This window comes from Tenacibaculum halocynthiae, from assembly GCF_964512825.1.
Lineage (GTDB): Bacteria > Bacteroidota > Bacteroidia > Flavobacteriales > Flavobacteriaceae > Polaribacter > Polaribacter halocynthiae.
The window spans coordinates 118,996-141,390 of record NZ_CAZELG010000045.1; the positions used below are offsets into that span (position 1 = coordinate 118,996).

At 28.5% G+C, this 22,395-nt stretch carries 17 protein-coding genes; 4 read left to right on the forward strand and 13 right to left on the reverse strand.

Going from position 1 to position 22,395, the window contains the following annotated elements; all coding sequences use genetic code 11:
* Positions 1 to 47 precede the first annotated feature (47 nt).
* From ACKTTQ_RS18880 to ACKTTQ_RS18900, 5 genes are read right to left on the reverse strand one after another with little or no spacing between them, the layout of a single operon-like run.
* The gene (locus ACKTTQ_RS18880) at positions 48 to 2,243 is read right to left on the reverse strand and encodes a PepSY domain-containing protein (RefSeq protein WP_408050119.1); all 2,196 of its coding nucleotides are present in this window, start codon (positions 2,241 to 2,243) and stop codon (positions 48 to 50) included.
* Between the two features lie 11 nt (positions 2,244 to 2,254).
* Positions 2,255 to 2,746, reverse strand: a complete 492-nt coding sequence (locus ACKTTQ_RS18885) for a DUF2271 domain-containing protein (protein WP_299136417.1) — start codon at positions 2,744 to 2,746, stop codon at positions 2,255 to 2,257.
* 2 nt (positions 2,747 to 2,748) lie between these two features.
* Positions 2,749 to 4,242, reverse strand: a complete 1,494-nt coding sequence (locus ACKTTQ_RS18890; RefSeq protein ID WP_408050120.1) for an ankyrin repeat domain-containing protein — start codon at positions 4,240 to 4,242, stop codon at positions 2,749 to 2,751.
* 10 nt (positions 4,243 to 4,252) lie between these two features.
* Complete coding sequence (locus ACKTTQ_RS18895; protein WP_408050121.1) at positions 4,253 to 6,676, reverse strand: TonB-dependent siderophore receptor; 2,424 nt, start codon at positions 6,674 to 6,676, stop codon at positions 4,253 to 4,255.
* 36 nt (positions 6,677 to 6,712) lie between these two features.
* Complete coding sequence (locus ACKTTQ_RS18900; RefSeq protein ID WP_113785475.1) at positions 6,713 to 7,618, reverse strand: DUF6607 family protein; 906 nt, start codon at positions 7,616 to 7,618, stop codon at positions 6,713 to 6,715.
* Between the two features lie 97 nt (positions 7,619 to 7,715).
* Here ACKTTQ_RS18900 and ACKTTQ_RS18905 point away from each other — a divergent pair, with 97 nt between their 5' ends.
* The 3 genes from ACKTTQ_RS18905 to ACKTTQ_RS18915 all read left to right on the forward strand — a co-directional run bounded on the left by ACKTTQ_RS18905 (position 7,716) and on the right by ACKTTQ_RS18915 (position 11,071).
* A complete protein-coding gene (locus ACKTTQ_RS18905) occupies positions 7,716 to 9,800 on the forward strand; it encodes a TonB-dependent receptor plug domain-containing protein (protein ID WP_408050122.1) in 2,085 nt (694 codons plus the stop codon).
* A 21-nt stretch (positions 9,801 to 9,821) separates the two neighbouring features.
* On the forward strand, positions 9,822 to 10,436 hold the full coding sequence (locus tag ACKTTQ_RS18910; RefSeq protein WP_408050123.1) for an HmuY family protein: 615 nt from the start codon (positions 9,822 to 9,824) through the stop codon (positions 10,434 to 10,436).
* A 170-nt stretch (positions 10,437 to 10,606) separates the two neighbouring features.
* Positions 10,607 to 11,071 carry a hypothetical protein gene (locus ACKTTQ_RS18915; protein WP_408050124.1) on the forward strand — a complete coding sequence of 155 codons (465 nt, stop codon included), beginning with the start codon at positions 10,607 to 10,609 and terminating at the stop codon, positions 11,069 to 11,071.
* Between the two features lie 49 nt (positions 11,072 to 11,120).
* On the opposite strand, the gene uvrA is transcribed toward ACKTTQ_RS18915, so the two are convergent.
* From uvrA to ACKTTQ_RS18955, 8 genes are all read right to left on the reverse strand, one after another.
* Complete coding sequence (uvrA, locus tag ACKTTQ_RS18920) at positions 11,121 to 13,910, reverse strand: excinuclease ABC subunit UvrA (protein ID WP_408050125.1); 2,790 nt, start codon at positions 13,908 to 13,910, stop codon at positions 11,121 to 11,123.
* A gap of 146 nt (positions 13,911 to 14,056) precedes the next feature.
* Positions 14,057 to 14,758, reverse strand: a complete 702-nt coding sequence (locus ACKTTQ_RS18925; RefSeq protein WP_093871872.1) for a hypothetical protein — start codon at positions 14,756 to 14,758, stop codon at positions 14,057 to 14,059.
* A gap of 377 nt (positions 14,759 to 15,135) precedes the next feature.
* The gene (locus tag ACKTTQ_RS18930; RefSeq protein ID WP_408050126.1) at positions 15,136 to 15,999 is read right to left on the reverse strand and encodes a glycoside hydrolase family 18 protein; all 864 of its coding nucleotides are present in this window, start codon (positions 15,997 to 15,999) and stop codon (positions 15,136 to 15,138) included.
* 366 nt (positions 16,000 to 16,365) lie between these two features.
* The gene (locus tag ACKTTQ_RS18935; protein WP_408050127.1) at positions 16,366 to 17,436 is read right to left on the reverse strand and encodes a linear amide C-N hydrolase; all 1,071 of its coding nucleotides are present in this window, start codon (positions 17,434 to 17,436) and stop codon (positions 16,366 to 16,368) included.
* A 76-nt stretch (positions 17,437 to 17,512) separates the two neighbouring features.
* A complete protein-coding gene (locus ACKTTQ_RS18940) occupies positions 17,513 to 17,959 on the reverse strand; it encodes a hypothetical protein (protein ID WP_408050128.1) in 447 nt (148 codons plus the stop codon).
* 257 nt (positions 17,960 to 18,216) lie between these two features.
* Positions 18,217 to 18,963 (reverse strand): LytR/AlgR family response regulator transcription factor, encoded by a 747-nt coding sequence (locus tag ACKTTQ_RS18945; protein WP_093871869.1) that lies wholly within the window; start codon positions 18,961 to 18,963, stop codon positions 18,217 to 18,219.
* Positions 18,964 to 18,965: 2 nt separating this feature from the next.
* Entirely contained in the window at positions 18,966 to 20,690 is a 1,725-nt protein-coding gene (locus ACKTTQ_RS18950; RefSeq protein WP_408050129.1) for a tetratricopeptide repeat-containing sensor histidine kinase, read from the reverse strand.
* A 21-nt stretch (positions 20,691 to 20,711) separates the two neighbouring features.
* Positions 20,712 to 21,212 carry a hypothetical protein gene (locus tag ACKTTQ_RS18955; protein WP_147239349.1) on the reverse strand — a complete coding sequence of 167 codons (501 nt, stop codon included), beginning with the start codon at positions 21,210 to 21,212 and terminating at the stop codon, positions 20,712 to 20,714.
* Positions 21,213 to 21,510: 298 nt separating this feature from the next.
* Between ACKTTQ_RS18955 and ACKTTQ_RS18960 the strand changes: the two genes are divergently transcribed.
* Entirely contained in the window at positions 21,511 to 22,095 is a 585-nt protein-coding gene (locus tag ACKTTQ_RS18960) for an RNA polymerase sigma factor (protein ID WP_093871867.1), read from the forward strand.
* The last annotated feature ends 300 nt before the right edge of the window (positions 22,096 to 22,395 follow it).

Consider the following 22,395-nt stretch of genomic DNA (forward strand, 5'->3'; position numbering starts at 1 on the left):
TTTTTTCAGATAAAAAAGAGGGTTTTAGAAAGTATAATGAAAACTACTTAATAACAATCAGTTTTTATTTGATTAGATTTTTTAAAGTAATCTATAGGAGTATGAAGTTTACTTACAGTTATTTTTTCAATAACTTTAAATGTTGCATTCATCATAGCAACTGAACCACAAATTAAAATACATCCTTTATTTTTTAGAACTGAAATAATCACCTCTTCATTTACTGCTATAATATCTTGAACATATTGTTTGGTGGTATTTTCTTGAGAATAGGCAATATGTAAGTTATGGAGTTGTTTTTTTTCTATTGAATCTTCAATGAATTTAGAATATATCTTGTAAGATTTTTCAGTTCTACCTCCCCAAAATAAATGTGTTTTTACTTGTTTGTGGTTTTCATGAAGCATTCCTAAAAAAGGAGCAATACCAGTACCGTTTGCTATCAAAACAATTTCTTTAGCTTTTTTAGGAAAGTGAAAAGAAGGATTTTGTTTTATAGACGCAGTAACTAATTCGTTTTTATTTAGAGTATTTAAGTAATTTGAACAAACACCAAATTCATGTTTTTTGATACTTAAAAGTATTTTTTGATTCACTTTTCCGATAGAATACAATCGTTCAATATTATCTTCTTTTGGGCGGATAGATAATAAGTCTCCTGAAGTATATTTTATTTTTTTTGAAGGTTGTAAATGAACTAAAAAAGTGTTGTCACAATTAATATTTGTGTTTTCAGTAACGGCAAGCTTATATTGTTTATTTACTTTAAATACTTGTTGTTTTAGGTGTAAGTCGAGCTCTAATTTTTTACCTAATTCAATAGCCCAGTATTTAAAAGCATCAAAAGATTGGTTGTTTATTTTATAAATAGGAAGAATAGGGGAGTAATTAGCTTGTTGTTGTAATGTTTGATTAACCTCAATTGCATATTCACAAAACTTTGGATAAGCCATAGAGCCAAAGCCTACAACTGCATATTTTATGGTGTGATTTATAGCGTCATTTTTAATTTTAGTTAAAAATGTTTTCGCATTGATTGGAGCTTCTCCTTCGCCATAAGTAGCAGTTAAAATTATCAAATACTTACAGTTTTTGTAAGTAGTATAGTTGTTTAAACTAGTAATAAATACTTTTTGTTTGTTTTCTAAAAGAGCTTTGTATAGTGAGTTTGCAAATGAATATGTGGTTCCGGTTTCTGAACCAACAAGAATTACATATTCAGCAGTATCCTTTTTTATGTTGTTTTTAGGAATTATGCTGTTTTTCTTCCTAGTGAAGGTCATTATAAAACCTGAATAGATGAAAAAAAGAATTCCTAAACAAGAAAGTAATAAAATACTTGCCCATATATAGGAACCTTTTCCGGTATGTAACAGTAAACTCCAATGTAAAAATAAGTCTGTTAAAGTAGTGCTTTTAGTACTTAAAATAGCTCCTGAATATTGATGAATAACTAATTCTTTGTTTTGTAATTTTAAAAGAAAGTAATCTTCTTCATCTTCTGAAAAAGGAAACTCGATACTTTTAACAGTGCTTAGTTTAGTATTTTTAAATAACAGAAAATTTTCAGGAAAAATTATTGTAGATTTTTTTTGACCTTCAAAATCAATTGAATGATTAATTTTTTGTGAAGGTAAAAGAGAAAATTTATCTAGGGATAAATAAATTCCAGTAACTGTAATTATTATTATTGGAATTAAGGTGTACCTACCGATAATAATATGATAATATTGCTCAAAATTCTCTTTTATTACTTTAGAAAATAATTTAAGAAATCCACCTTGTCTTTTTATAATTAAAATAAGTCCTGAAACTGCAATTAAGCAAAGTAGAAGAGATACGAAACCAATAATAAATCTACCTGTTGATTTTAAAAATAAAGAACGATGTAAGTTGGTTGCAAATTTATAAATAGGCTTTTTCTTACTAGGCTTACCTAGCTTATTTCCTGTTATTGGATCAACATAAAAAGTATCATTATTGCCTTCTTTAGTAATTACTGAAGTTTTTATAAAATCGTTCTCATCTATTTCAAGCGAGATAATTTCATCATATTTTTTGTGTAAAGAAATAATTGTTTCTGAAACTGAAATAGTATCTAAATTCTCAATAGAATAAGGTTCTAGTTTTTTAGAAATAGGTTCAAAAGCTAAAACAATTCCTGTTAAGGAAGCAATTAGTATAAAAAAGAAAGAAGATATAGCCAAGGTTAAGTGGCTATATCTCCATATAGAAATGGTCATTTTATTAACTTTTATTGAGGCATTAATCTTATGTATCTAATAAAGCCTTTGCCTTCAATTTTGTTTTTAATATTTTCTGAAGTAAGATCAAATTCAATATCATTTTTATAGTACTCTTGATCTTCTACAGCTGATTCGAAACGTATTCGATATCCACTATTAATTTTAGCAGGATCTATTTTTAATAAACTAATAGTTCTGTTTCCACCACCAATAGTTGCACCAGTTACAGCATCTATATCTGTTCTAACTTTACCTTGAAACTTCCACCATTCAGTAATATCAGAATACCACTCATCATCATCACCTTGAACTCTAAGTGTTTCTATGTATTCTCCATCTTTTAACAGTGAAATAACAATATAAGCCCCTTCACCAGTATAATTTTTCATTTGAATCATACATTTGTAAGTAGTACTAGTAGTTATTTTAGTAAAGCTGTATAAACTAAAAATTAATATTCCAAATATTAAAATATGCTTTTTAAAGTTTTGTGTTTTCATAATTATTTTAAAAAGTTTAAATCTACATTTTTAGAAGTTAATACTTCATTTTCCTTCGCTAAATCATATACCGTTTCTCCAAAATCAGTTGTAATAGATTTATTGGCATGTATACTTAATAAGTAATTTATAATCTTAGTGTTTTTAGCTTGCATTACAGCTTTATGTAATACCGTTAAGCCTTCACTGTTTTTTGAGTTAATATCAATTTTTAATTTATTAATTTCTTTTAGTAAATCAATATTATTTTTACTTAAAGCAATGTGAAATAAAGAACTGTTGTTTTGTTGTTGCTCTTTAAGGTTTACCCCATTGTTTATCAAAATATTCATTTTGTTTTTAAAAACTTTTGGGTCTTTAGAATTGTAGCTCTTTACAAGATAATAGGCTAAAGAGTTTCCTTTGGTGTCTTTTACTAAAACATCAGCTTTATTATTAATTAAATACTCTACAACTTCTAAAGAGTTTCGTTGTATTGCCATTGATAAGGCTGAATTACCTTCCTTGTTTTTATGATTAATATTTTTAGTGTTTTTAGCTAAAAGAGCGACAATTTCTAAAGAATTTCTTCCAGCAGCATTAATTAAAGGGGTATTACCATTTTTATCTTCTTGATTTAGATTTACTCCTTTATTTAAAAAATAAGAAAAAGTTTCAATGTCTTTATTACCGTAAGCTAAATTGTGAAGAGGAGTTTTTCCTTGTTTATTAGTAACATTAGCTTGTATTTCTAGTTTTTCTAAATACTTAAAAAAGGATAATGAATTATAGCCTTTTCTTGAACCTTGGGTAGCTAATAACATTGCATTACCATTGTTTTTGTTACGATTTTTATATGGTAATCCTTTTTTTATTAAAATATCTAGCATTTTTTTGTTTCCATTTTTAGCTACATAATTAAAAGCACCATTACCATCATTATCTGTACTTGAAATGTTTATTCCTTTTGAAATAAAATAATCGAGTAAAGAAAGGTCTTTTAAATGAGGTAGTAATAAAAGTAGTGCATTAGCACCATGTTCATCAACATCCGTTTTTATGTCAATGCCATTTTTAATACAAAGCTCATAAACTTCTTTGTTTTTATTACCAGTAGCAGCAGCAAATGTAAGAACAGAAAAATTATGAGAATCTTTTAAATCCATACGTGCCTTTTGGGCTATTAAATGCTTCATTAATTCAACATTATTTGCATAAGCAGCCCAAAAAACATAGGTTCTTTTATCGTGGGTTAGCTTATTAACATCATTTCCTTTTTTAGATAATAGATGCTTTATAACCTTATTTGATGTTTTTTCTAAAATAGCATAGACAACAGCATCAAATCCATACGGATTTAATGCTGTAGGGTTGTTGCCTTCAGTTATTTTTTGTTCAACAGTTTCAATGGTAGGATTGGTTTTCCAAAATTTTCTGTCAAAAAATTCGTTTTTAGTTTGAGCTTTTAAAACACTAGTAAGTACAATAAAAGCGAATATTAATTTTGTTTTAAACATTTTTCTTTAATTAAAATTTATAACGTAGCGTTGTTCCGAAACTAGCAGGTTGAATTCTATTTAAATATACAGTACGATACGCATTAAAGCCTATGGCGTTAAATATATTGTTCCCAAATACATCTAAACTTAAGCTTCTGTTGAATTTATATGAAGCTTGAAGATTTACTGTTGTGTACGCTTTTAAATCAAAAGGCTTTGCATCTGGAACAACTCCTGTATGAGTATAGTTTCTAGACCAAACATTGTGAGGTCTTTCACCTAAATAATATATACCAGCCCCTAATGACAGTCCATTTAAATAATTTTGAAACTCATAGCGAGCCCAAAAGTTAGCAGTATGTTTAGGAGTATTAATAGGTCTTGAATTATAGTAGTATGAAACATGATCTTTGTATTTTGCATCTAAATAAGAATACCCACCAATAATTTCTAAATTAGGAAGTACACGACCAATTAGTTCAACTTCAATACCATTTCTAGTGTCTTCACCTCCTTTTAAATAATACCCTAAGAAATTACCTGTATCATCTAATGCTTGTAGGTTTAGGTTTTTACTATTGGTAAAGAAAGTAGTTAGGTTAAAACGTAGAGCATTGTTAAACCAAGTAGATTTAATTCCTGTTTCAATTTGATCCCAACGCTCAGTGCCTAGTTCGTTACCATTAATATCTCTGTAGAAAGAAGTCATTGGGTTTGAACTGTTTGCATAAGAACCAAAAATGATAATATTTTCAGTTGGCTTTATATTAAAACCTATTAAAGGATTAAAAGCATTATCACGCTTTGATCCTGTTAAACTCCTACCTAAAAAGTTTCCTTTTGTTCTTTCCAATGAAGTATAACGAAGGCCTAAAAATACATCAGCCCAATGGTTTAATGAAATTTTATCTTGTATTGTAAAACCGTATGATTTTGTTTTTGACCCTGTAGCTCTTGCTGGGTTTTCAGTTAAACTAATACCAGAAGGTAACGTGTTGTTAATTGGTTGATTAACATCTATAATGTCAACATAATTATTGGTTCCAGGATATGTTGTAGTATAGGCTGTATTATCAAATTCAGTATTTCTATAATCTACACCTATTTGAAATGTATGCTTTAAAAACCCTGTTTGAATATCTTTACCAACTAAATCTATTTGGAGAACCCTGTTTTTGTCGCTTCTACCTCCTGCGTAATATTCTCTATACCTTTGCGTAGTAGGTAAAACTGGTAACCCAGATCTTCCACCCCCTTGAAAAGCATAGCTTGTTTCACCATATGTTTGTAAATCAGAAGTAAATAAACCAGCTTTAATACTCATTTTATCACTAATTTTTCTGTCAAAACGTATAGCATACGTTGTATTTAAAGTGTTGTTTCTATCAGATTCAAAACCAATAAACTTATTGTTAGGCAGTTTTAAAATATTATTAACTTCATAAGTACCTAAGTTGATTGTACCTTGATCTGGAGTTCTACTATCATCCATATAATCCATTTCTAAAACAATAGTTGTTTTTTCGTTTGGCTTCCATGTTAAAGACGGATTTATATAAAAACGTTCAGAATTTACAAATGCTCTATAACTATCAGCTCTGTCATAAGAACCAGCAACTCTAAAAGCAACAGTTTTTTTCTTGTCTAATGGACCATAAAAATCAAAAGTTGGGCGAAGTTGTCCAAAACTTCCAGCTCTTAAGCTAACTTCACCACCACTATAAAACTTTGGGGTTTTTGTAACAATATTTATTACACCACCAGCAGATCCTAAATCGCCACCAAGTCCTTGACTTATTGCAGAGATACCTTTTAAAACTTGAATGTTATCAACTCCAGCCATATCTGTTATAACTCCAACTCCTCTAAAATCGGAATTGATTCTAACACCATTCTTAAGTAAAGGAATACCTCTATAACCTCTTAATGACATACTTTCTCTAATGTTTCCATAGGTAGCAAAAGTGTATACCCCAGCAACGTTTTTAGTAACATCACTTAATGTTATAGCATTTTGATCATTAATTAATTTATGTGATAAAACTGAAATACTTTGTAATTGTTCATTTGGAGCTAAAGGGAGTCTAGTTAATGTTTCTAGTTTTTCTGCTCTTTTTCTTCTTGAACCAAAAAGTTCAACTTCATCTAATTGAGTGTCGGACTTAAGAATAAAAGTAATATTTACATTACTATTATTAAGTTCAATTTCTTTTATTGATTTAGTATAACCAACTGCACTTGCAATAATAGTATAGGTTGAATAGGGAATGTTTTTAATAATAAAGCTACCATCTTCTTTACTTTCACTTCCTAATTGTGTTCCTTTTATATAAATGTTAGCATAAGGGATTACCTCATTTTGTTCATTTTTTACAGTACCTTGTAGTGTTGTTTGACTGAATGTTATTTGTACAAATGTACAGGCTAGTAGTAGCGAGAATATAAATCTCATTGTTTGTTTTTTAGTAGGTTTTGTGTATTGTTTGAATTATTTTTTTACAAAAGATTCAATAGCTTCATTTATATCTTTCTCTTGAGTTACTTTATCAGAGAACAAATGTTTGTATAATGGTTTATTTTTTACTTTACTTTCTAATGATAAGTTATTGTTTCTGCCATATACTTCATTCCATTTATTTCTAACTAACTGCCATTTATTAGTGTTTTTCTTCCACCAATCTTGAGCACCTTTACATCTACTGTCTGGTACTTTTACATAGGTGTTATAACCCTTTTCAGAAGCTAATACAATATCTTTTACACCTTGTTTTCTAATTATTTTTTTATTGTCTTGGTCATGAACCCAACCGTAATTTGTTATTTCATGTCTGTTACCTCTTTCAGTTACATTATAATCGCTTCTTTTAGTGTATTCTCTTCTAGGTAATGGAGCATCAGTTGTGCTTTCCCAATAACTTTTACCATCTACATGGACCCAAGTACCAGAGCCTTCGTAACGAGGACTATCATCTACTTGATATACTTTTTGCGTCCACTGTTTCTTAACTTCAGATTTAGATTTGTTTTCGTAAATCCAGTTATTGTCTCCATTAAACATGTAAAAATCTCTGTTTTGATATACCCAATCTTGCCTCCAGTGTTTTACGATGTATGGTTTTTTAGGATTACCAACTTGTAGTAAATGTTGAATAGATATTTCATTCTTTTCATCAACGATTAATTCAGCCCATTCTAAGGCTTTATCCGATTTAGTTTTTGAAGCCTTGTAAAGAGAATCTTTACTGTAGTTAAATGTTTCTGCAAAATTGAAAGTTACTTCAAAGCAACCACACATTTTCTTAATAGCTTCTCTATCTTTTTTCTTTTTGCTTTGTGCATTCCCAGTATTAATGGTTACTAAAGCTATAAAAGATGCTAATATTATGTTTTTCATCCTATTTGTATTTAAGTTTTAAAATTTTAGGCAAAAATATAAAATTTATTTAGATTGATTTAAAATAAGAATATATATTTGCAGAAAATTATTAAGAATGTTTCTAAATAGAAAATTGTTTTTTGGTTTGTTAGTTGTTACTTCTTCTGCTTTTTCTCAAGAAAACGAACAAGTAAAAGATTCTTTAAAGGTTAACAAATTAGATGAGGTTATTATAACGGCTACAAGAACGGTTAGGCAATTGTCTTCTATACCAATGCCAGTAACTTTAGTTTCGAAAAAACAAATTGAGAAATCTGGATCAGTTCGATTAAAAGATATTTTGTTGGAACAAACAGGAATAACTTTAGTGAAAGATGTAGGAAGCTCAGAAGGAGTACAACTTCAGGGTATTGCTGCAGATTATACTTTGATATTAATTGATGGTGTACCTGTAGTAGGAAGAACAGCTGGTAATATTGATTTAAACAGAATTACTGTAAATAACATTAAACAAATTGAAATTGTAAAAGGTCCTTCTTCATCTTTATATGGTTCAGAAGCAATGGGTGGAGTTATAAATATTATAACTGAAAAGCCAAATAGAGATCAGCTAAAAGGTAAATACCATCTATATACAAGGGGAGGTGCTAAAAATGAGCTTGATATTAACGGAGACATAGTTTATAGAGAAGGTAAGTTTGGAATTATCGCAGGTGTAAACTTGAATTCGAGTAAAGGATTTGATTTAACTCCTTTAACGGCATCAAAAACTGTATATCCACATCAAAATTATACTCTAAATGCACAAGTTTTATACGATGTGTCAGAAAAATTAAAGTTAGATTTTTCACAAAGATATTATAATCAAAATCAATATATAAACTCAGTAACTAATAATCAAACTGATTGGAATGCAAATGTTAAATTGAATCATTTCTTAACTGATAAATGGGATATTGATTATACTTTTTATGCTACAAGGTTTAAAACGGAAAGTACATTAAATAATGTTACAACACTTTTTAATAGAAGTTTATTTAGACCAGAAATTAGGTCAAAATACATAGTAGGAAACTCAGGTACAATAATAGCTGGTGTAGGAGGTAATTTTGATGAATTAGATAGGTCGTCTATAAATGGAGCGAAACAATATAAAGCTTGGTATGGTTTTGCACAGTATGATTTTAACCCTATTAATGATGTTAATGTTATTGTTGGAGCTCGTTATGAAGGTAGTAATAGTTACCAATCAGCTTTTAGCCCAAAGTTATCAGCTAGTTATCAGTTAAATGATATGATAACGTTAAAAGGATCTGCAGGTTTTGGATTTAAAGTACCAGATTTTAGGCAATTATTTTTTGATTTTAGAAATGTATCAAATGGTTATATAGTATTAGGTACCCATACAATTCATAACCTTTTTCAAGGAGTAGCAGGAGTTAACTCAATAGAAAAGCAATTAAAACCAGAAACATCAATAGGGTATAATATAGGTTTTCAGTTTAACCTAAATAATGATTTAAAGATTAATGTAAATGGATTTAGAAATGATATAAAGGATTTAATTGACACGTTTGATACAGAAATTTCAGCATTAACAGTAGGACTTCCAAGAGGAACAAGAACATTTTCTTACAGAAACATTAATAATGTATTTACCCAAGGAATAGAGGTAGATGTAAATTATAAAATCAATAAAAACTTTCAATTTTTTACTGGATATCAATTTTTAGATACTGGTAATAAAGAGGAGTTAAATAGAATAAAAGAAGGCGTTTTTTATAGAGATGAAAATGGTGTATCTCAACAGTTAAATGCTTCGTCATATTTCGGGTTGGTCAATAGATCAAAGCATATGTTAAATGCAAAACTTTTTTATGAAAATTTTGAACACAATTTCTCTATGAATATTAGAGGTGTTTATAGAAGTAAATATGCGCCTTTTGATACAAATGGAAATTTATTAATAGACGATTTTGACAATTTTGTTGTAGCAAACACACAAATTAATACAGCAGTTACAAAGGAATTCCTTGGTTTTATGAATTTACAAGTGGGAGTAGATAATTTGTTTAATTCTACAGGAATTGAAAATAAAGAACTGTTTAATTATACAGATAGTAATGGAAATGTAATACCTAATGAAAGTTATTTACAGTTAGGTAGAACATATTATGGAAGAATACAATTTAACTTTTAATATTAAAAATAGGATTATAGAATGAAACATTTAAGAACAATTTTGGGAGGATTAATTATCGCTTTTTTAATTACATCTTGTAGTAATAATGAAACTAATGAACCATTAGTGAAGTCGGTTGAAAGTAAAAGTATTGAAAATTTACATGCGCCTGGAAAGGGGAGAGGTAACTATACAGGACCTTTTACAAAATTTAGTTTTTCTGAAGGAAAACAAGTAACTGGTGATAATTGGGATATTGCTTTTAGAGCCACAGAAATTATTATAAACGGAGGAGAGAAAGGAGCGCTTTTAGAAGATATAGATAGAGTTCACAGTGCAGCTTTAGTTTTAAAAACTGGTACGTTTACATCAATAAAAGAGGCTCCAACCGATAGTGAGTTTAAGCAAGATAAAAAAGATGCATTAGCTTTATTAAAGGGAAGTGGTAATGGTTGGTATACGTATGATTCATCGAATCACACCATAAGTCCAGCTCCAGGAAAAGTATTAGTTATTAAAACTCATAACGGACACTATGTAAAAGTAGAGATTTCAAGTTACTATAAAGATAAAAAACCTTCACATACATCATCACAATATTTCACATTTAAATATGTGTATAACCCTAATAAGGGAGATAAAAGTTTTCAATAAGTATCTTATTGAATTTTGTTAGTTTTTGTTACGTAAACCTGTTTAGCCTTCAAAAGTTAAACAGGTTTTTAAGTTTTCAGAGAAATTGAATTCTTTTTAATTTTTAAGAATGGGTAATTTTTTTGCCTTTTACATACTTATAAAATAGTAACCTTTAATAACTATTAATTATGTTTAAAAATTTTAAAAATAAAAAGAGTAAGTTTCTAAGTTATATTCTTTATGCTTTTTTAGTGTCAGTATTTTTTGTTTCCTGTTCTCAAGATGATGATACAATTTTGCCAAACTCTGTAGAAAGTAAAGAAAAACCTTCTGGTGAAAGAAGTGCGACTAAGAAGAAGTATAAATTTCCTACAATAGGAGTACATTCTGTTACTCCATGTGGTTATGGTTTTAAAGTTAAGTTTTATTATTTAGGCACAGGAGCAATGGCAACAGGAGTTACAAAACCTTATCAAATTTTTAATTCATCAGGTACTTTAGTCGATTCTAGTACAGTTACTCACAATGGTAATACAAATTGGGTTTTAAATCCGTGTGAAGTATACACAGTACAAATTGATGCAGGACCATTTACCGGAATTGTTACTTTTACAGTTACCAGTGATGGTTGTGGAGGTACTTTTGTTTGTTAGTTATAATAAAAAGAAAAAAGTGGAGCTAATTAAACTCCACTTTTTAATATTAAATTATTTTCTCTTTAAGGTATTTTGAAGTATATGATTTTTTGTTTTTAACTAGTTCTTCAGGGGTGCCAGAAAAAATTAAATTACCGCCATTTTTTCCACCTTCTAAACCAAGGTCAATTATGTAATCTGCGCATTTTATTAATTCAATATTATGTTCAATTACAATAATAGAATGACCTCTTTCAATCAAGGCATTAAATGAGTTTAAGAGTTTTTTAATATCATGAAAATGTAAACCAGTCGTAGGTTCATCAAAAATAAATAATGCTTTATCTTTTGTGGTTCCTTTTACTAAAAATGAAGCCAGTTTTATACGCTGTGCTTCACCACCAGAAAGTGTTGAAGATGATTGACCTAATTGTACATATCCTAAACCAACATCTTGTAAAGGTTTTAACTTTCTTGCTATTTTAGGTTGGTTAAATTCTGTAAAAAAAGATACAGCATCATCAATTGTTAGGTTTAAAATATCATCAATATTTTTTTCTTCAAAAGTAACTTCTAAAACCTCTTTTTTAAATCGTTTACCATTACATGCTTCACACTGTAAGTGAACATCAGCCATAAATTGCATTTCAATGGTAACTTCACCTTCACCTTTACAAACTTCACAACGACCACCTTCTACATTAAAAGAGAAGTGTTTAGGTTGATAGTTTCTAATTTTTGAAAGTTTTTGTGAAGATAATAGTTTACGAATATCGTCATATGCTTTTATATAAGTAACAGGATTTGAGCGAGATGATCGACCAATAGGGTTCTGATCAATAAATTCAATATGTTTTAGTGTTTCAAAACTTCCTTTAACCTCAGTATGTTGCCCTAGTTTATTACCATATCCTATTAATTTTTTTTGCATAGCAGGATATAGTATTTTTTTTACTAAAGTACTTTTACCACTACCTGATACTCCTGTAATTACAGTAAGATTATTTAAAGGGAAAGAAACATCAATATTTTTTAAGTTATTTTCTCTAGCTCCAATAATATCTATAGTATTTTTTGATACTCTTCGCTTTTTAGGTATTTCAATAGTTAACTTTTCAGATAAATATTGAGCAGTTAATGAGTTCGAGTTTAAAAGCTCTTTGTAAGTACCTTCTGCAACTACATTACCTCCAAAGGTACCAGCTTCCGGACCAATATCAATAATATAATCGGCCTCCTTCATGATATCTTCATCATGCTCAACAACAATAACAGTATTTCCTAAGTCACGTAGATTTTTTAGTACTTTAATAAGTCGTTCGGTGTCTTTGGGATGTAATCCAATACTAGGTTCATCTAAAATATACATGGAACCAACTAAACTACTTCCTAAAGAGGTAGCCAGGTTAATTCGTTGGCTTTCTCCTCCTGAAAGAGTATTTGATGTTCTATTTAAAGTTAGATAGTTTAATCCAACATCTTGTAAAAATTGAAGTCTGTTATTGATTTCAGTAAGTAAACGCTTCCCAATTTTTTCTTCGTACTTATTAAGTTTTATAGTGCTAAAAAAAATTGCAAGTTCATCTAATGGTAAAGAAACTAATTCTGAAATGGTCTTATTATATACTTTTACATAGTTTGTTTCTTTACGTAATCGTTTTCCGTTACATTCGGTACAAGTTGTTTTACCTCTGTAACGAGATAACATAACTCTATTTTGAATTTTATAACTTTTTTCTTCTAAGGTTTTGAATAAGTGGTGTATACCGTTAAATTTTGAGGTTCCATTCCACACTAACTCCTTTTGTTCATCAGTAAGTTCAAACCAAGGTTTATGAATAGGTATATTAAAATCAGCTGCATTTAATATTAAAGCTTCTTTATATTTTTTATAACTATCGGTTTTAAAAGCAAAAATGGCATCTTCGTATATAGATAAACCAGTATTAGGAATAACTAGTTCTTCATCAATTCCTATAACGTTTCCATAACCTTCACAGGTTGGACATGCTCCATACGGATTATTAAAGCTAAAAAAATGAGTATTAGGCTCTAAAAAGGTGATTCCATCTAATTCAAATTTATTACTAAAAGACGTTGTTTCATTGGTAGACATGTCGTCAACAAAACAGATTCCTTTTCCTTCAAAAAAAGCAGTTTGAATTGCATCAGCTAACCGATTGTAAAAATCTTCTTCGTGCTTTACAACAACTCTATCAATAACTAAAAAAAATTCATTTCCTTTAAAGGTTTTAATCGGAAAATCATCAATTCGATACACTTCGTTATTATATTTTAAACGAGCATATCCTTGTTGCATTAGTACTTGTAAAACAGTTTCTATTTTACGGTCTTTACTTATGGTTATAGGAGCTAGTAAAAGTAATTTACTACGTTCTTCAAACTTTTTTATAAAATTTAAAACATCAGTAACTGTATGTTTTTTTACTTCTTTGCCAGAAACAGGAGAAAATGTTTTACCAATACGAGCATATAGTAGTTTAATATAATCGTAAATCTCTGTTGAGGTTCCTACTGTTGATCTTGGATTGGTAGAGTTTACTTTTTGCTCAATAGCAATAGCAGGAGAAATCCCTTTAATATAATCTACTTTAGGTTTATGTAGTTTACCTAAAAACTGGCGTGCATAAGATGATAAGCTTTCTACATATCGCCTTTGGCCTTCAGCATATAAAGTATCAAAAGCTAAAGATGATTTACCAGATCCAGAAAGTCCAGTAATTACCACTAGTTTGTTACGAGGAATTACAACATCTATATCTTTTAAATTATGGAGTTTAGCTCCTTTTATTATGATATTTTCCTTTGGATTTATAGTAGAAAGATCTCTTTTCATTTTAGGCTAAAAAATAAGCGATAAAAATACGGCTTTCTTAAATAAGAAAAGAAGTAATGGATAAAAGAGTTTATCTTTTTGAAGATAAAAACTTCCTTTACAAATAAAGGTAAAGGAAGTTTAAAGTTTTAATATTGAATATAGAACTACTTAGTTATCGTAAAAGTATATCCAGCAACTGGTCTAACTGTTGAGTAGATAGTTGTAGAAACATTATATGTTTGTCCACGTTTTAAAAACTCAATAGTTGATACAACTTTTATTCCTTGAGCTGGATCGTTACGGTCAAGTTGAGCAATACCAACTTGTCTTCCTTCTCCAAAAGTTGATCCTTCACGAATAATCATCCATGAATTATAATATCCAAAACCAAGAGGATTGGAGTCAAATTTATAAAAAGAAGTTACAGATTTTATTTCGTGAGAAATGTGAGTACAAGCTGACAATCTTAAATCTATTGGTGATCCAAAGAAAATTTTAGCAGATGTTACAACAATTTTTACATTATCACTATAATGAGGAGCATAAGCTAAAACATAATTGTTTTTTGTAAAATCTATTGCATCGCTAGCAATTTCAGCATTAAAGTCTCCTTTACCACTATGAAATTGTCTTATAATTGGTTCTACATTAGGAGTGATTTCGTTTAAATATAACATTAAATAACCTCCAGTAGAAGATCCTGAATCTGGTCGTTCAACATGACATTTTAAGCTTTTAACCCCAGTCAATTTAATATTTGAAATAGCTGTTTTCCATATTTGATCAACTTTTACATATTGTTCAGCAAGTAAAGATTGATTATTGATACTTTCAACTTTAGGTAATTCTTGGATTTCTGTACTCATGATGTTTAAGTTTAATAATTTATTCCCATTGGTAAGGTTTCGGGGATAGTACCTCGTTTGTTATAGTAGTTTCTGAACTCTACTTTTAGGTTAGTTTTGAAAATGATTTATAGCGCTATTGATCATTTTCTAAGAGAGTAGCTTTACAATCTATGTAACCAAAGTTAAAGTGTAATACACGGGTTTACAATACTTGCTTCCCCTGAAAGTTATACAAGGGAATTGGTTATTTTGCATAGGGGTTTTTCCTTAAAGAGAACTAACCATAAGTTAACTAGTATTTTATAATGGAATATGTGCCATGAAAAAACCTGTTCTATATTTTAAGTTATAGAACAGGTTAAGATTGGTGTCGAGTAATTTAAAAAAGTTTAAAATTAAGCGATGGGTGTTTTAATTTTAAGGGCTTGACCTATTTTTTCGGCCCAAACTCCATCTTTATCACTTGAGAATTGCCAATTCATCATCCCACCCAGAATACCATTTTGTTGAATCGGTTCTATAACTTCTGTAATAATTTCATCTATAAGCATATATCCAGAACCTGCATCTCTAGGTGTTACAGGTAAACCAATCATGATTTTTTCGGGGCTTAAACCTGCAAGTTTTGAAAATTGCCAATATGAAGTTACAATTTGGTTTGGGTTAGAGCTCCATGGAGGATTATTGTAAAATTGAACATTTAACCAATCAATAGAGTTTCCTACTTGTTGCATTATTTTTACGTAACCGTCCATACCACTTCCAATTTCTAAATAAGGAGGTTGTGGTGCGTGAGTAATTAAATATTGGGAACTTGGTAATTCTGATCGTAATGCTTGAGTTAAGTTAACTAAAAAGGCAACACCGTCATAATTAGCATTTCCCATAAAAGAAGCAGTATCTTCAAAATCTATATCAATTCCATCAAGATTATTATTTTTTATAAAATCAGCAATTGATATTGCTAATTCTTTTTCATGCCCAGCTATCTTACTATAAGCAACAGAAGACATTTCTCCACCTCCAAAGGAAATAAGAACTTTTTGTCCATTTGCTTTTAGCTTTGCAATTGCATTTTTTGTTGTTTGTGTTAATTCAGGTGGGGAAGTAGAAGCAGCAATACCACCTGCTAATTGCAAGGATAGCGGATTGCTTTCAGAAGTATACAAGAAAGATAAAATAATATCAGTGTAAGGAAGGTTAACTGCATGTTCTAAAGGGATTGATCCATTATTGTAATAGCTGATTAGTTTTGACATAGTTTTAGTTTTATAATTTAAATTTTATCTATTTCTTAAATAATAGATGAGCATAAATAATCGTTATTATTTATTGGTGTTTTGTTTAAGTGTGCTTATTTAAAAGTAATTACTATTATGTTAAGAATTTAATAAGGTTCTTTAAGTGATATGTTTTTGTGTTTAAATGATAGGATGAAAAGTATGAGAGATGGTTAGAGAAGAATTTAGTAATGATATAAAAACCTGTTCTATAAAGTATTAATATAGAACAGGCAACTACCTATATTATGTAACAGTTGTTACGAATTTATTATTTTCCATTTATTAAACTGTTTTTAATGAATAAAAAATAGATTAAATTTTCTTAGTAATATATATAATGTATTAGGCTAGAATTAATTCTGAAGCAAAAGGATCAAGAGCTTCTATAAAATTTTCATTTTGATATCCAAATAATTCATGGTTTATAAATTGGTGATCATCCTCAGAAATAACAACAAGTTTTGAAACGGTACTTGGAAATTTTTCAAGTTGATTTAAGTCTATATAAATTTCTCCCATTGTTCTAGTATTATAGAAATAATATTTGAGGTTGTTATGACAAGCAACTGTAGACCATAATGTTTGCGCAATATTTGGAAATTGAGGATTATTAGATTTGAAATTAACAGGAACTGATGCATTCATAACAACAGATTTAGATTGTGTTAAAGAGTCTGGAATATTCTTTGTTTCGTATAAATGATTTAAATAATATGATGCTCTTGCAAATCTATCTGAAGGAAATGGTCCACCAGGAAGTGTGTTACTAGGAAAGAAGTTTTTATCACTCCATTGCCAACGCCAAAATTGATTTAATTCAATTTGTTTAGCATACGAAGGTTCGTTGGTCATTACTCTAAATTCAGGGTTGTTATATATAAAATATTTGCCCTTATGAACTTCTATAATTGCTGAGTCACCGAATTTATCTGAAACAGCAAGGTGTAAAGCTGCAAGTTTATCAGAACCAGGAACTATTCCTCCAATTAGTTGAATTTGTGTTTGAGCACTTTCACTAAATGCAGCTACTACTTCTTTTACAGAACAACAAGTATCTAAAACAAATTGTACCCAACGTAACACGTCTAGGTTTTTACATGAGCTTCCGTCTTTTCGAGAATATTTAGCACTACTATCGTATAAAAGATTGGCTACTAACCCAGCTGAGTTTATACCGTCAGAAGCACCAAAAGGAGCTTTAGTGCCAACCATAGTAACAATACTATTATATTTAGCAGTCCATATTAGTGAATTTTCATTTTGAGGAGATGTTCCACTTTTAATTATTTCTTCTTCATTATTTACTTTGAATGCAAAAATTGTAGTAGGCATTTGAGTAGCCCAATCCATATTTCTAGCAGTTGTTAAATAATTGTTTTCTTTATTGAAATTGTTAAATATTCTTGTACACATAATTTTAGTTTTTTAATTTTTATTTAGTTTAGTCACAAGTTTTTTAGGTGTTAGCTAAATAACCTAGTTTTTTATTTTACACATAAATAGCACTTACTTTTAATGCTGAACTTTGACTTTCTACAGCAACTAGGTTAGGTTGTTCATTAATTTTACCTAAATAAAAGCCTCCAACTCTTGTTTGCAAGTAGTTGTTTAATGTCCAAGCAGCAATAGTTGAAGCTGATACTGAAAAATTAGGTTTGTCAGCAAATAATAATTGCCTTGTAAGATCTCTTGGGCTTAAGTGCATGTCCAAATAGTATTTAGAATGATCTTTTAATTTATAATAACAAGGATCTTCTATGGTTTTAGTATGTTTATCGTAGGTCATTACTTCAAAAACAGAAGCTTCTTTTTCGTTTGTTACAATTTGCATAGTAGATTTACTACCAGTACCATTATTTTTAACGTAACCTAATTCGTCTCCATTTTTATTAGATAATTTTAATTTTACAGTTTTAATTTTTACTACATGACTCATAATTTTAGGTTTTAAATTTTCATACTCATAAGGCTTTTCAGATTTCGCCTCGTTTTTTATAGTAGTTTCTGAACTCTACATTTGAATAAATAGAAAATTAGAAATAGCGCTAGTTTTAATTTCTGATCTAAAATTAGATTTTAAGAAAGAGTGATTTTGAAAAGATGTTGTGAATAGATTTTTCAGTGTTGTGAAACATAAAAAAAGAGGCATGTGAAAATGCCTCTTATAATTAAAAAAGAAAAAGTGTAAGAAAACTATTTCAAAATAGAAAAGTTGTTAATTAAGTCTTTATACTTAGCACTAAACGTAATCTTATGATTGTTTTTAAGAAGTAGTAAGTTGTCAGCAGTAACTATTTGTTCTATAGAGTTTATGTTTACTACATATTTACGATGTATTTGTTGAAACACTGCTGTGTTTATATACTTTAGTATTTTAGCTAGCGAAATTTGAATCACAAATTTTTCAAGTTCTGTAATAATAGAGCAATACCTATTGTCTACTTCAATATATATTATAGAAGATAAAAGTACTTTTTTTAAAGCACTTCTTTTTTTTATAAATAAATAGTCTTTAGTAACTACTGTATCTTGGTTTGTACTTGCAAAAACATTTGTTTGTTCGTAAAACTTTTCAATAGCCATTTCAATAGCATATAAAACCTCTAATTCGTTAAAGGGCTTTAATAAAAAACGAAAAGGTTTGGTTAATTTGGCACGTTCAAATATTTGGCGATCTTTGGAAGACGTTAAAAAAATAAAAGGTTTTAAGGCATTTGGAACGGTAGAAATAGTTTCTGCAAAGGTTATTCCTTCAGGATTTTCTCCTAAAAATATATCAATTATAACTAAATCTACAGGGAGTTTGTAAAATAGCGTAAGTGCTTTTTGGTAATTTTCGGCAATACCAGAAACTGTATACCCGTTCTTTTCCAGAGTACTTTTAAGTTCAGAAGAAACTTCTACATCATCTTCAATAATTAAAATATTTATATTCTCCATGTTTAAACAGATTTTGGGAACGAGATAATCATTTTAGTGCCTTTATTTAAAGTACTTTCTATTTTAAAAAGCCCATTATTTTTTAGTATAAGTGTTTTACATAATTGTAACCCTAAACCAGTACCAATCTCTTCTTTGTTTTTCTTTTTACTGAGTAACGAAGTGTCTTTTAATAATTCAGTTATAATTTCTTTACTTATACCCTCACCTGTATCTTCAATTACTAAGTTTTCGAAATCTTGATTTTCTGAATACGAGTAAATAGAGATTTTGGCATTTAATTCACTAAACTTAATAGCATTGTCTAATAAATTTCGAATGATAATTTTTAAAGAATCTAAATCAGCTAAAATAAAAGACCCAGGAGGTGTTTTATTATTAAATGTAATGTTTTTATTATCAAATAAAGGTTGGTAATTGAAAGCAACTTGTTGTGTAACAGAAAATAAATCGATTGATTCTATATTGAAATACAATTGTTTTGTTTGTATAGTAGCCCAATTTAACAAGTTTTCTAATAAATTATAAGAGCTATTAGCGATAGCTGCATTTTTAGTAACGATAGTATCTAAAACACTGTAGTTTCTATTTTGTATTTCATGCAAAAGTTTTGAGTTACTTTTTTGTAAAAGATTAACTGATGATCGTAAATCATGACTAACAATAGAAAAAAGTTTGTCTTTAGTATTATTTAAAGCGTTTAGTTCTTCTTTTTGAGAAGCGATTATTTTATGAGATTTTTTTTGTTGTATATAAAAGTAAATTCCTCCGAATAAAATGAGTAATAATAAAATTGAAGTAAATATAAAACCGTTTCTTTGAAGGGCTTTAATTTTATTTTCTGAGGTTAAGAAATTTATTTCTTTTTGTTTCTGATTTACAGCTAATTTTTTTTCAAATTGAGCAGTTTTCCATATTCTATCTTGGTTATTTAATGAATCTTTCCATTTATCATATTCTTTTCTGTAAACTAAAGCTTTAATAATATTTTTTCGGTTCTCTTCTACAACTGCCATATTTTTTGCAGTTTTTCGTTTTATTTCATAGTTAGTTGTTGTTTTTGAAAGCAAATAGGCTTTCTCAAAATAAGGAATTGCCAAATCGTCTTTATATTGAGCATAATATAAATTAGCAGTATTTGTATATGCTTCAATAATTTCTTGAGGGTTGTTTTTTTTACGTACGTCATTTAAAAATTTAGATACATATACTTCGGCATTTTTATAATCTTTGAGGTGTATATAGCAAACTCCAATATCATTTATAATGGAGGGACGATATAGTTCATTAATTATAGAAAACTCTTTACTTTCAATCTTTTTTAAATAAGAAAGTGCTTTTTGAAAGTTTTTTTGTTCTAGATAAATACCGCTTAAGGCATACAATACCTTGTCATAAAAAAAGAACTGAGGTGTTACTTTTTTAAGTTCTTTTTGAGCTTCTTTAAAAAGATTTTTTTTCATAAAACTATGTCCTCTCATGTATCTAAAGTAATTAGAGTTTTGTAAGGAAGTAGAATTAATAAATGCTTTTGAAGAGCTTACAATAACAGAATCCCATTGTTTGTGTTTAAAAAAAATACTAGTACCCTTTAATAGAGAAGATGTTGAATTTAAGCTATCAATTTTTTTGAAAAAATAAGAATGATTTTTTATTGATGATTCTTGTGAAACTATCGTATAGTAACAAAGAAACGAAAGTAGTACTAACGTTTTTTTTAGATACATTTTTGGGGATATTAAAAAGTATTAGGTGTTACTAGTTTTTACTACTGTTTCTGTTCCTCTAGATGTTTCAGGATCAATATTCCAAACAAAAGTTTGCACTACTTTAATGTTTTCTAAAGAAATTCCTTTAGGGAAGTTCTTAGTTTCTTCAGTACTAAAGTCTATTTTATAAGCTTTATATCTACCCTTATTACTTTCTTTATCATCATTTAATTTTTTTATTACTTCTTCAGAACAGTAAATAAAGAATTGTAATTTACAATTACCAAAGTTGCTGATAGAAAAAAGTTGTTTAATTTTTACAACTTCAAGAGGAATTTGTGATTCTACAAAAATAAGAGCCTTAACAGTTATTGCATTTCCATTAAACTCAGCTTCAACTAATGAAGGTAAAGGTTGATTAAATTTATTATCAAAAGTTATTTCACCAGAAGAAAGTGGAGTTTTGATACTTGTATCTGGTATACAAGTGCCTGGAGGGTAAATGAGATTATCAATTTCATTAATGCCTGAGTTGATCATACTGTTTTGTTTTTTATAATATGTTACAAAGTAAACTATAAATTTAAGTAACATTTTAGTTAAATACAATGATTAAGAAAAAGAAAAATAAAGAGATAAATATGAGTAGTTTATTCAAATAATTACAAGAAATTAAATAAAATATCAAATAATATTTGTATTTCTACATAAAAAATTTAATATTTGTAACTCATTATTAATCAATATTTAAAGCCTATACAGCAGAATTACTTTTAAAAATAGTTAACACCCCTTAACCAAAAAGAAATATTCATATTTCTTTTATAAAAGTAATCGTATGGACAAATATGTAGTTGTAGATAGCACTTTAGTTAAAGAATATATTAATGGAAATGAGCATGCTATTGAAATATTGATTAAACGTCACCAACAAAGATTATATAGTTTTATATATAGTAAAATTCAAAACAGAGACTCGACAGAAGATATTTTTCAGGATACTTTTATTAAAGTTATAAAAACTTTAAAAAAAGGTAATTATAATGAAGAAGGTAAGTTTTTGCCATGGGTTATGCGTATAGCGCATAACTTAGTTATTGACTTTTTTAGAAAAAGCAATAGGATGCCAAAATTTAATAATTCTGATGAGTTTGATATTTTTTCTATTATTAGTGATGGTTCTTTAAATATTGAAAATAAAATAATAAAAGAACAGATTTTAGATGATGTAAAAGTATTAATAGAAGAATTACCAGAAGAGCAAAAAGAGGTTTTGGTAATGCGTATATATAACGATATGAGTTTTAATGAAATATCAGAAAATACAGGAGTAAGTATTAACACTGCACTAGGAAGAATGAGATATGCATTAATTAACTTAAGGAAGATAGTTGAAAAAAATAATATTATTTTAATAAATTAAACAATAAAGTAAAAAAGAAGACGTTAAGTATTTGAAAACAAACGATAAAAGTATAATAATACATGACGCAAATTTACTCAAATAAGTCTTCGGACTCTAAAATGAAACCTAAAAAAGAAACAATTCAATTTTTGATTGACTTTTCCAAATCGTTAAAAGTAGTTAAGACTAAATCAAACCATCTCATTGAATTGAATTTGAATTAAGAGTGGAAAAAGCTCAATCTTAAATGATTGAGCTTTTTTTATATGCTAAGTTATTCAGTTAATAAATTAAGCATAGAAGTAACCCAATTTATAT